Source organism: Candidatus Megaera venefica (assembly GCF_034554655.1).
GTDB lineage: Bacteria > Pseudomonadota > Alphaproteobacteria > Rickettsiales > Rickettsiaceae > Megaera_A > Megaera_A venefica.
Genome location: NZ_JARJFB010000046.1, coordinates 1 through 11,534, shown reverse-complemented (window position 1 = coordinate 11,534; position 11,534 = coordinate 1). Strand labels below are relative to the sequence as shown.

10 protein-coding genes are annotated in these 11,534 nt (G+C 35.6%); 5 read left to right on the top strand and 5 right to left on the bottom strand.

All coding sequences use genetic code 11. The features are described from left to right. From Megvenef_RS03915 to Megvenef_RS03905, 3 genes are all read right to left on the bottom strand, one after another. Nucleotides 1-328 (bottom strand): transposase (locus Megvenef_RS03915; RefSeq protein WP_322776028.1); only part of this gene is annotated, 328 nt, incomplete at its 3' end. A gap of 187 nt (nt 329-515) precedes the next feature. Further along, on the bottom strand, nt 516-3,563 hold the full coding sequence (locus Megvenef_RS03910) for an efflux RND transporter permease subunit (protein WP_322776685.1): 3,048 nt from the start codon (nt 3,561-3,563) through the stop codon (nt 516-518). Nucleotides 3,564-3,573: 10 nt separating this feature from the next. Continuing rightward, entirely contained in the window at nt 3,574-4,692 is a 1,119-nt protein-coding gene (locus Megvenef_RS03905) for an efflux RND transporter periplasmic adaptor subunit (protein WP_322776684.1), read from the bottom strand. Nucleotides 4,693-4,980: 288 nt separating this feature from the next. Here Megvenef_RS03905 and Megvenef_RS03900 point away from each other — a divergent pair, with 288 nt between their 5' ends. Further along, nucleotides 4,981-5,313 (top strand): hypothetical protein, encoded by a 333-nt coding sequence (locus Megvenef_RS03900; protein WP_322776683.1) that lies wholly within the window; start codon nt 4,981-4,983, stop codon nt 5,311-5,313. Here Megvenef_RS03900 and Megvenef_RS03895 read toward each other — a convergent pair. Together Megvenef_RS03895 and ruvX are read right to left on the bottom strand one after the other, a co-directional pair. Then, complete coding sequence (locus tag Megvenef_RS03895; protein ID WP_322776682.1) at nt 5,306-5,560, bottom strand: hypothetical protein; 255 nt, start codon at nt 5,558-5,560, stop codon at nt 5,306-5,308. The two genes, Megvenef_RS03900 and Megvenef_RS03895, sit on opposite strands and share 8 nt — an antisense overlap. A 167-nt stretch (nt 5,561-5,727) precedes the next feature. Next, complete coding sequence (gene ruvX / locus Megvenef_RS03890) at nt 5,728-6,201, bottom strand: Holliday junction resolvase RuvX (protein WP_322776681.1); 474 nt, start codon at nt 6,199-6,201, stop codon at nt 5,728-5,730. 169 nt (nt 6,202-6,370) lie between these two features. On the opposite strand from ruvX, the gene Megvenef_RS03885 reads away from it, so the two are divergent. The 4 genes from Megvenef_RS03885 to Megvenef_RS03870 all read left to right on the top strand — a co-directional run. Then, the gene (locus tag Megvenef_RS03885; RefSeq protein ID WP_322776680.1) at nt 6,371-7,939 is read left to right on the top strand and encodes a phosphoethanolamine transferase; all 1,569 of its coding nucleotides are present in this window, start codon (nt 6,371-6,373) and stop codon (nt 7,937-7,939) included. Nucleotides 7,940-7,943: 4 nt separating this feature from the next. Then, the gene (gene lpxB / locus Megvenef_RS03880; protein WP_322776686.1) at nt 7,944-9,086 is read left to right on the top strand and encodes a lipid-A-disaccharide synthase; all 1,143 of its coding nucleotides are present in this window, start codon (nt 7,944-7,946) and stop codon (nt 9,084-9,086) included. Next, nucleotides 9,083-11,074: a ComEC/Rec2 family competence protein gene (locus Megvenef_RS03875; RefSeq protein ID WP_322776679.1), complete on the top strand. Its 1,992-nt coding sequence runs from the start codon at nt 9,083-9,085 to the stop codon at nt 11,072-11,074. Before lpxB ends, Megvenef_RS03875 begins: the two co-directional genes overlap by 4 nt. A 132-nt stretch (nt 11,075-11,206) precedes the next feature. Further along, nucleotides 11,207-11,534, top strand: a 328-nt coding sequence (locus tag Megvenef_RS03870; protein WP_322776028.1) for a transposase, incomplete at its 3' end; no start/stop codon positions are given.

Below are 11,534 nucleotides of genomic sequence, written 5' to 3'. Positions count from 1 at the left end.
CTTCAGACACATCAAGATCTTGCTGCAAATATTCATAACCACAAAAATATTGCCAATAAATATTTTCCTTTAGCTCTTCCTCCGTAAACGAATCAGAACCGTTGTACATAGCTTGAAGCATTGATAGTGCTAGCATTACTCTATGATCTTTCTTATTTCTACCAAATTGCTTGATTTCAATGTTAGGCAATGCTCTGGCTTCAAGTTCAGACCAATTTACTAAATCCCTTAGTTTATATAACTTGTTTTTAGGATTTAGTTTTGTAGATAATTTCTCTTCAAATAACCTTTCTTGTTTTTGGAGAAAAGTAATATTTTCTATAGGCATAATTTTAAAATCCGTAAGCTTTATGCGGTAATTATACCATTTTCTTATGGATTTTGTAAGCTGTTTATGACATGAAACCCCTTGTTAATTCAGGCGGGGAGAGTTTTGACGGAGGGACTAGATAGCGTTATTTTTTGAACCAGCAGCTTGAACGAGTCAGCTACAAATTCGGTCAGATACGCCGATGTCAAGCACTTGGTCGCTCTGTAATCTTAAACCAAGTGCAATATAAAGCTGGTAAGAACACTAACGTAAGTATTGTTGCTACAGCTAGGCCCCCCATGATTGCATAAGCCATTGGTCCCCAAAACACTGTTGGAGCGATTGGAATCATTCCTAGGATTGCAGCTGCAGCAGTCAAAATTACCGGACGAAAACGATGCGTCGTTGCAGTTACTACAGCATCCCAGCGGGATAAACCATGAGCAATTTCAGTTTCAATCTGGTCTATGATAATGACTGAATTACGTACGATCATACCAATCAAGGCGATAATTCCTAAAATAGCAACAAACCCTAAAGGTTTGTTTGCAACCAACAATATAGCAACTATTCCTATTAAGCCCAATGGCACTACGCTTAATACCAGAATAACACGTTGGATACTTTGCAATTGCACCATCAAAATAGTTATCATAATTGTCAACATCAGTGGTACCACAGCTGCAACGGAAGCTTGAGATTTAGCGCTCTCTTCAATTGATCCACCAGTGTTTATTTGGTATCCAGCCGGTAATTGCGCATTAAGTTCTAAAATTTTAGAGGATAGTTTTTTTACAATAGTTGCAGGTAAGACAGTTGCAGAAGTATCGGCTTGTACGGTAATTGTCGGCATACGATCTCGTCTCCAGATCAAAGGATATTCTTGCTCATATTCAATGGTGGCAATTTGTAGTAAAGGGACTTTTTTTCCGCTTGGAGTAGAAATTTGTAATGTGCTTAGAGAATCAAGAGAAACTCGTTGTTCTGCTTCTGCTCGGATCACTACATCAATTAAATAAGTATTATCTCGTACTTGGGTGATTTTCATTCCTGATACCACGGCATTCAGTGCATTAGCCAAATCTTCTGAACTTAAGCCAAGAAGTTTAGCTTCATTTTGGTTAACTTTGATTCTTAATACTCGTGATGGTTCAATCCAATCAAAATTAATATCTTGAACGTGTGATTCTGAACCTAGAATTTGAGCAACTTTGTAGGCTATATCTCTAACTTGTTCTAGGTCATGACCGCTTACTCTATATTGTAATGGCCACCCGACTGGAGGTCCCATTTCGAGCGGCATGACTCGGCTGTTTATAGTTGAGAAATTTTCTTTAAATTCTTTTTGCAAATAACTTTTTACTCGTTCCCGTGCTTCTATATCTTTGGTTACAACTACAGTTTGAGCAAACGATGGGTTAGCCTGTGCCCCCTCGAGTGGTAAGTAAAAACGAATTGCACCTCGGCCTATATAGGAGCTCCAATGTACAATATCAGGATTCTTGTCTAACAACCGCTCTAGCTTTGTCACTTCATTAGAAGTAGCAAATATAGAAGAGTTCTGTGGCAATTGCATATTTACTAAAAGTTCTGGACGATCTGATGATGGAAAAAATTGTTGAGGAACAAATTTCATTCCTACAATTGATAACATAAATAACGCTATTGTAATACAAATGGTTGTTTTTGGAGAACGCATAGAACCTAATAAAATAGTACGAAACATTTGTGATAATTTAGTCTCGTGGTTTTGATGTCGTTCTAATTTATCTGGCAAAAGAGCCAGGCCAAGTATAGGAGTAAATATCACTGCTACAAACCATGAGGCAATTAAAGCAATGGCAATCACTGCAAATAAAGAAAATACATATTCACCAGCAGAGCTACGAGCAAATCCTACTGGAATAAATGCTACCACTGTAACTAATGTGCCGGTGAGCATAGGAAAGGCGGTGGAAGTGTATGCGAACGTTGCTGCTCTAACTTTGTCCCATCCCTCTTCTAGTTTTGTGATCATCATTTCAACGGTAATCATCGCGTCGTCAACAAGTAATCCCAAAGCAATTATTAACGCTCCCAAAGAAATTCTTTGGAGATCAATATGAAAAAATTCCATAGCTAAAAATACTATAGTTAATACTAGTGGAATCGAGAATGCAACCACAGCCCCCGCACGTAGGCCAAGACTTAAAAAGCTAACAAAAAGCACAATGGCGAAAGCTTCTTCTAATGATTTTGTAAACTCAGCGATATTTTCTTCTACTACAGTAGGTTGGTTAGCTACTAGTTGGTAATCTATACCAATTGGTAAATCTGCGCCAATTTTCTGCATGGCTTCTTTAACATTTTTACCCAGTGCCAAGATATCCCCGCCTGTAGTCATTGACACGGCCAATCCTATCGCTGGTTTTCCATTAAATTTAAATAGAGATTGCGGAGGATCAATATAATCTCGTTTAACAGTAACAATATCTCCTAGCGGAAATAGTTTTCCGTTTATATTCATGTTTATATTACGCAAGTCTTCTTCCGATTGAAATCCTCCGGAAACTCTTAATAATATTGTTTCATTTTCTGTTTGTACCATTCCTGCTGGTCTTACAGAATTTGTTGTTTGCAACATTTTAATAAATTCTGAAGGTTTTATTCCAAGCCCAGCAAGTCTTCTGATAGAAAATTCGATATAGATTTTTTCATCTTGGCTTCCTAAGATTTCTATTTTAGATACATCTGGTATTTGTAAAAGTTTAGATCGTGTATCTTCTATGTAATCTGTTAGTTCACGCCCTGAGAAGCCATCTGCAGTGAAAGCGTAAATGATGCCATAAGTATCACCAAACTCATCGTTAAAAAATGGTCCGATAGTTCCTTGCGGGAGGGTGCTAACAATATCCCCAATTTTTTTACGGACCTGATACCAGCTATTTTGTACCTCAGAGGCTGGGGTGGTTCCATGTAAATTAACAAAAATAGTTGATGATCCTGGTGTAGTAAAGCTACGTACATAACCTATGTGAGGAGTTTCCTGCAACTTTTTTTCTATACGTTCGGTGACCTGATTCATGGTCTCTTCAATTGTTGCCCCAGGCCATTTGGTTTGGATAAGCATGGTTTTAATTGAAAAAACGGGATCTTCGTTTCTACCAAGGCGTGTGTAAGATAAGCTACCTACTATTATTAACATACCCATCAAGTACCATACAAACTCCTTATGGTTAATTGCCCATAGAGAGAGATTAAAGCGCTCTTTCATTATTTAACCTCTATTTGTCTTGTAATTTAACCTGTTGTCCAGGATGTAGGGAATGAACTCCTGCAGTAACAACGAGCTCACCATTTTGTAGGCCTTCAGAAACAACAATTGAATCTTGGTTATAGCCAATTATTTTAATATTCCTTAAACTTACGGTATTATCCTCGGGGTTAACAACCCATACTGCTGGGCTTGAATTAGACTTATTTAAGGACATAACCGGTAGCTCAATAGAACTTGCTTTATTCAAAGTAACACAACCAGTAACTGTTGAACCAAGTTTTAATGCTTCTGGGGGATTAGTTAGACCAACTTTTACAGCAAAAGTGCGGGTAACTGAATCTGCTTGTGGTGATACCTCCCGGACATAGCCAATAGTTTTGATAGAAGGGTCATGGCTTAATGATACTTCGACGGGTAGCTTACTTTCTGGTTTGTTCTGAAATAATTGTTCTGGTACATTAAATACAGCGTCTCTTCCTTCATCTGTAGCCACGCGCATAATAACCTGACCAGTTTTTATTACTTCGCCGGCCTCTGCGTTAATAGATGTGATTATTCCTGAAATATCTACTTGCAAATTAGTATATTCAAGGCGATTTTGGGCTTGATTTAAGCTAGCGGTTGCTCCTTCAACTTTTGCTTGTGCAGATTGAAGCTGCGTAGTGGCATCCTCGTATTTTGCATTGGCAATAACGCCTTTGCTCAGTAGAATTTTTTGCCTAGCTTCATTACTAATTGCTTGTGCTAATGCTGCTTGAGCTGCACTAAGGTTTGATTTAGCCGAAGTAAAATTATCCTCGGCATCTTGTGTATCTATACGGGCGATGGTTTGTCCAGAGGTAACCGTATCTCCCACAGAAACTAGACGTTCTATCAATTTTCCGTCAGTACGAAAAGCTAGGTCTATTTCATTTTTTGCTAAAATTTCGCCAGTTAAAGATAAGGATTTTCCTGCAATTTTATGTTCAACCTTAACGGTTCGTACAGGACGGATAACTTTTTCATCATTTAATATAGGGCGATTATTTATAGAGTTGGTTACGGCTATTATAATTACAACAATAATCGCGGTAATAATAGTATATTTATTAATTAAGCGTGAGCCGTATTGTTTGAGTATCGTCATTATGAACAAATTTCTGATTGGTTATAAAAACTAATAATTGTACTAAACATATCATTCAGAAGTTGAAGTTTACCTTATTTTTTAGCTATATAGGTTACTTTAGTTGTCAAATGGAGATCTGGCTGTAGCAGAATTATTACATTTTATATTAGATGCTTAATTGCGCCTAAGGTTTTCTTAATCATTAATTATGTATTTAATATGTTTATTTGTTATTGACCTTCTACGCGACTATCGTTATTATCTTACAGTCAATATTATTAAATTAACTTTGTTTAGGTGTTTTTTATGAAAAAACTGGGTATCTTTGTTTGTGTTGCTTCAATTTTAGTTGGTTGTGGTGGTAATCCACATCCTAAAATGGTTAGTTTCACACCTGCTAGTGTAGTGGTGGATTATTCAAAAAACGATCTTCATGAAGCTACTGGTTTAGCTCAGCAGTTCTGTTCTTCAATTGAGAAAGATGCTCAATATGTAAGTACTAAAGAGTCAGGGTGGACTTCATCAGAGAAACTAGCTTTCTTTAATTGTATAGAAAGAGGAAAAACAGTTGCTGGATGGGCTGCACAACATGGTGCAAATAATAATGCTCACACTCCAATCATTAACAACTTCAAGTAATTTTTAGCTTACTTTTTAAAAAATCAAAAACAAACACGAGAGTTTTAAACTCTCGTGTTTGTTTTTTTAGAGTAGTCTGATTTTTGATCAAAATCTCACTTATGAACTTGATGGGCACGGTCCTTGGTTCTATAGATCTATGACAAAAACTAATCATCCTGAATTTATTGGTGCTTGTGCCTGCCTTTGGCCCAGGATCTAAGGCAACGGAAGGAGATGCTGAATCCAGTTCAGCATGACTGTGCATGACGCGGTATTCTTAGTCATCCCGGACTTGATTCGGCATCTTCTTCTGCTTCCCGAGATGAATCAAGTTCAGCATGACGGTGCTTTATTACCCCATCGATTAGGCGCAAACTGCAAACTAGTTTATGTCTGGTGGCTACAATCCGCTTTACAAGCGCTATAATAAGCCTAATATTTGCTTAGCTTGCTTGCGCTAGTTAGTGCAGTTTCTAGTATCATGCTTGCGGCGGCTAAATCATCAATTGAATTTCGATTTTTTCTTTTTAAGCCAAAGTCTTTTAGTAGATTATTAGCTGCTTTGGAAGTTAGGCGTTCATCTTGGAAAAATATCGGAAGCTCAGTTCTTTTCGTAAGCTTATTCGCAAAATTTTCTACTATTAAAGTTTGTTCGCTCTTGGTTCCGTTCATGTTGATTGGTAAGCCTAATACAATAGCACATATATTGTTTTCTTTTAAAATACATAAGATATCTGTAATCTTTTTTTTGTCAGACTCATGTTCAATTATTTTAAGAGGCATAGGTAAGTGGTGATTTGGAGTAGAAATGGCTAGACCAAGCTTTTTTAAACCGTAATCAATAGAAAGAATAGGTTTTCCTATTTGGAAAAATTGACAAAATTCTTGCAGGGAGTTTGTGATCATGATAATTAGTATTGTAGCTTTCTCAAGCTGTATTCTGGTGCATCAATTTTGCAAAGTTCAGATGTGCTCACGTATTAAGTATGCGTTGCGCATCCTCACTCTAAAATTAACGTACCAGAATAAAGTTGATTTTGCTATAGTTAATTTTTTCAAGCGTATTTCATAGTTTATGTTTAAATATATTCAGAAACACTTAGACATTAATCTAATAAAAGCTTCGCTAATTTTTGCGTTGTTATATTGTGTGTTATTCAACTTTGCTGTTTTTATCTACAAATTTCAGTACGTGCAGTCAGATATATTGATTGCAATCATGGAGCTTACAAAGGACTTTGTTTATAACATAGTTGTACTATTTATTATATTTTTTGGTCTTACTGTTTATCGCTTGTTATTTATTATTGCTTCGGTATTTTTATTCGTAACAGGTGCGCTTGCTAGTTATTATTTATTTTTTTTCTCGATTAGCCCTACGCTTTCTATAATGCCATCAATATTTGGCACAGATTCAACAGAAGTATATGAGTTAGTTAGTGCGCGGCTTATTGTTTGGTTGGTTTTTAGTGTTGCAATTTGTATCTATAGCGTTAACTATTTTAAAATTCAAACAACTAAATTATTCTTTACTAGGATTTTATCTGCTGTTTGTTTATTAATCGTATTAAACAATATTATTGCTCCTAAATTTAGTTTTGTGCGCAGCTATTTTCCAATACAGTATTTGCATAATAGTTACTTATATTTCTTTGGCCAGGCAGAAGAGGAGTATATTAAGACAGACATTAGCGATAAATATTCATTTATTGACTCTTCTGACGACGACGTTGTTGGGGTCTTGGTTATAGGGGAAGCTGCGAGGTACGGAAATTTTGGTATAAACGGCTATGAGAGGGAAACAACGCCAAACTTATTGGCGGTTGAAAATCTGGTGTCATATAAAGCAAGATCATGTGCTAGTACAACATACCTAGCTGTTCCATGCATGTTATCGCGTTTTGGCGAGAAGGATATGGCAATGATCGATTCAGAATCGAGTGTATTATCTGTATTGACCAAATTAGGTTTTGAAACCACTTGGTTTGGTACTCAGTCAATTACAAAATACTATAGGAATAAGCCAGGTGGATCATTCTATGATGAAGTTAAATTTCATATGATTCCTGGAGGTTCTGTTCTAATGGCACCAAATAGTCAAGATGGTAAACTGCTTCCGTATTTAGAGCAAAATATCATTTCTACCAAAAAAAAATTTTTAGTGCTTCATACGACTGGTAGTCACTGGAATTACGCTGCACGATATCCAGAAGAATTTGCTAAATTCAAGCCAACTATTACTGATACTATAAAGCGCGATGCAGCAAGCTGTGACAAACAGGAGCGTTTAAATAGCTACGATAATTCAATACTATATACCGATTTTTTTTTATCTAGCGTAATAAATATTCTAAAAAATAAAAAAGCTTTTATGATCTATGCTTCAGATCACGGCGAGTCCCTTGGTGAAAATGGAAGACTAACGCATGGTGCCGATGAATATGTAGAGGAACAACGTATAGTGCCATTTATGGTATGGTTTTCTGACAGCTATAAATCATCCTATCCAGAGAAGTGGAAAGCAGTTAAATCTGTAGAAAAAAAAGAAATATCGCATGATTACATCTTTCATACTATACTCGATTGTCTTAATATAGAATCAGAAGCTGTGGATAAATCTCTGAGCTTATGCCGAAGTGGATAATAATATGAAACTCTACGTTATTGCCGGTGAAATTTCTGGAGACTTTATTGGTGGATTGCTAATCAAAGCTATCAAAGAATTGGTAAAAGATCAAACTAATGTAACTTTCCATGGAATTGGTGGAAAAAACATGATGGGGGGTGGAGTGAAATCTCTGTTTGAGATGAGTTATATAAGCATGATGGGTTTTTTTGAGGTTCTACCTCATATTTTTCATCTGAAAAAGCTGATTGATCAGACAGTAAAAGACGTTATAGCACAGAATCCAGATGTTCTAGTTACTATTGATTCTCCTGGTTTTACTTACAGAGTGGCTAGTAAAATCAGAGAGATTGCACCGCATATAAAACTTGTTCATATTGTTGCTCCGTCTGTTTGGGCATATAAACCAGGTCGAGCCAAAAAATATGCTAAGGTCTATGATCATTTACTAACTTTACTCCCGTTTGAACCAGCTTATTTTAGGGCCTGTGGATTGCAGGCTACTTGTATTGGACACCCGATTTTAGAAGAAGCATTTTATATGGGCTCAAAAGGGTTAAAACAAGAGATGAATATAAATGAAAATGTTAAAGTAATATCTGTTACTCCTGGTAGCCGACTTGGAGAAATATCTCGTCATATGCCAATAATTAGGCAGGTTTTTGATGAGCTTTCATCGACGCATGCTATTAAGGTAATTTTTGTCCAATCAGATGAATCAAATGTACAAAATATTCTTAAATACCTTGGCGGGGCTAAATTTGAATTTGGTTTTTCTACAGATCGTCTCAAGACTTTTGCCATAAGCGATTGCGCTTTGGCCAAGTCTGGTACTAATACAATTGAGATTGCAGCATCAGGTACTCCGATGATTGTGGGGTATAAATTGAATCCTCTTACATTTTTCTTTTTGAAGTTAATGGTAAAAATCAAATACGCATCTTTGATAAATATCATATCAAATAGAGAAATAATTCCTGAGTACATACAATCAGATTTTAACGCAGAGAATGTTACACAAGCAATAAGCGATCTTCTTAGTGATTATAAGGGAGCTAAGAGTCAGGTTGCTGAATCTCAGAAAGTGCTTGAGTCTATTGGCTTTAATTCAGATCAGAAACCTTCAAACATTGCCGCCAAAATAGTAGTTGATATGATTAGATGAACATCAACTACTTTCGTCGTAAACTCGAAGAAGAGTATCATCACTTAAGCCTTTGGTTTTTTGTTAGCTTTATCTTTGGTATTATATATTTCTTTCAAAATGTTTTTGTTTTCTCTTCCTATTATTCGTTAGTCATTTCTATCCCATTAGTATTGTTGGCTCTTTATTTTAAAAATAAAGATATAGTAATATTTTTTATCATCACTTGTTGCGCCTCTTTCTTCATCGGATTTTTTGTTAGTAATTTACGTACTTCTTTAGTTGAAACAAAACCAATTCAGAAGATTGTTGTGACAGATGTTACTGGTGAAGTTATTGCTATCAAGCCGTCTCTTCGAGGTATGCAAATTACCCTTATTGATGCAAAAATAGATAATGAATCTTTAAGTAAAGTTAGGATAAATATTGGTCAAAAACTAGCAACTGATTTGGATTATGGTGTCAAAGTAAAATTGAGAGCCAAATTATTTCCCCTTTCCTCAAGTGTCCTTCCAGGAACATTTGATTTTGGCTTTTATATGTATATGTCAGGTATAGAAGCGTCTGGGTATGCTTTAACTTCGCCTGAAGTAATATCACAGAAAAATAGCAGTTTTAATGATTTTATTCAAAGGCTTAGAGCAAAAATATATAGTCGTTTAGTAGGGGTGATGGGAAGCAGAGAAGGTAATTTTGCTGCAGCAATTCTGATTGGAGAAACAAAAGCAATACCGATAGATGTTGCGAAGAATATGCGTGATAGCGGTATTGCCCATATCTTAAGTGTATCTGGATTGCATCTTTCTCTTGTTGCTATGCTATTTTTTATAAGTAGTAGAGCATTGTTAAATTGCTCTAATTTCTTTGCATACAACACTAATGTAAAAGTAATTGCTGCTATTATTTCTATAATAGGTAGTTTTGCTTATTTACATATAAGTGGGGCAAATATTGCTGCCTCGCGGGCATTTATTATGACGTCTATTTTTATTGTTTCAACTATTTGGGGCAGGTCGCCTTATCCCCTTCGTTCCGTAATGATTGCAGCCTTTTTAATTCTTTTGTTTTTGCCTGAATATGTGTTGCACCCAAGTTTTCAACTCTCCTTTGCTGCAGTATTATGTTTGATATCTGGCTATGAGTTTTACATGAAAAATAAATCTATCCTTGGTAACAGCAAAGGAATTGTCTCTTCAATCAAGTTATATATTTTTGCCAATATTTACTCTAGCCTTTTAGCTAGTATTATGACTGCGCCATATGTGATTTATCATTTTTATAAATTTGCGAATTACTCAATTTTGATGAATTTGATAGCTGTTCCAATGATGTCATTTTTTATGATGCCATTGGTATTAATTGCTTCAATTCTGATGCCAATTGGTCTTGATTCTCCGGTGTTAAAGTTACTTAGTTATTTTATTTCAATAGTAATTGATAGCGCAGATTTTGTCGTTAAACTTCCAGGGGCAGTTTGGGCTGTTGGTCATATTACGCCACTGAGTCTAGTGGTATTTACTATAGGATTTTTCTGGCTTAGTCTTTGGCAGACAAGGTGGCGCTTGGCTGGGTTTATTATAATTTTATGTTCATTGTTAATGATGATTTTTGCAGCAAAGCCAGATTTTATTTATGATCATAGCTTAAAAATAATAGCTACTAAAAATGAAGATGGCCAATTTCAGATATTTTCAGAAGAAAAAATACCAGCTTTTACAGCAGATTATTGGGTTAGTTGGTTTGGTCAAAAAGAAGCTAAAATGTCAATAATGCCTATTACCAGAACAGATCGTTTATTTAAACTAGCTAACGGAAAAACGGTATCTTTAAATTATTGGCGCTGTCTTGATTCAGATGTATCAATTATAACCTCAAAAAAGATCCAGTGCGACTCTTCTTTGAACCAAGTAATTAGTAATAGTGAAATCATAGAGTATAAGCAAGTTATGTTATATTGTTCTAGTGATAAGACTTGTCAGGTAAAATTTGGTAAAAAGAAAGGTTGGTAGTAAAGAAGTATTTAGTCCCTCCGTCAAAACTCTCCCCGCCTGAATTAACAAGGGGTTTCATGTCATAAACAGCTTACAAAATCCATAAGAAAATGGTATAATTACCGCATAAAGCTTACGGATTTTAAAATTATGCCTATAGAAAATATTACTTTTCTCCAAAAACAAGAAAGGTTATTTGAAGAGAAATTATCTACAAAACTAAATCCTAAAAACAAGTTATATAAACTAAGGGATTTAGTAAATTGGTCTGAACTTGAAGCCAGAGCATTGCCTAACATTGAAATCAAGCAATTTGGTAGAAATAAGAAAGATCATAGAGTAATGCTAGCACTATCAATGCTTCAAGCTATGTACAACGGTTCTGATTCGTTTACGGAGGAAGAGCTAAAGGAAAATATTTATTGGCAATATTTTTGTGGTTATGAATATTTGCAGCAAGATCTTGATGTGTCTGAAG

What these genes read in the sequence shown, in the direction of transcription:
- Megvenef_RS03905 (WP_322776684.1), bottom strand. Translation starts at nt 4,692, where the DNA reads ATGACGATACTCAAACAATACGGCTCACGCTTAATTAATAAATATACT.
- Megvenef_RS03875 (WP_322776679.1), top strand. Translation starts at nt 9,083, where the DNA reads ATGAACATCAACTACTTTCGTCGTAAACTCGAAGAAGAGTATCATCAC.
- Megvenef_RS03910 (WP_322776685.1), bottom strand. Translation starts at nt 3,563, where the DNA reads ATGAAAGAGCGCTTTAATCTCTCTCTATGGGCAATTAACCATAAGGAG.
- Megvenef_RS03885 (WP_322776680.1), top strand. Translation starts at nt 6,371, where the DNA reads ATGTTTAAATATATTCAGAAACACTTAGACATTAATCTAATAAAAGCT.
- lpxB (WP_322776686.1), top strand. Translation starts at nt 7,944, where the DNA reads ATGAAACTCTACGTTATTGCCGGTGAAATTTCTGGAGACTTTATTGGT.
- Megvenef_RS03895 (WP_322776682.1), bottom strand. Translation starts at nt 5,560, where the DNA reads ATGCACAGTCATGCTGAACTGGATTCAGCATCTCCTTCCGTTGCCTTA.
- ruvX (WP_322776681.1), bottom strand. Translation starts at nt 6,201, where the DNA reads ATGATCACAAACTCCCTGCAAGAATTTTGTCAATTTTTCCAAATAGGA.
- Megvenef_RS03900 (WP_322776683.1), top strand. Translation starts at nt 4,981, where the DNA reads ATGAAAAAACTGGGTATCTTTGTTTGTGTTGCTTCAATTTTAGTTGGT.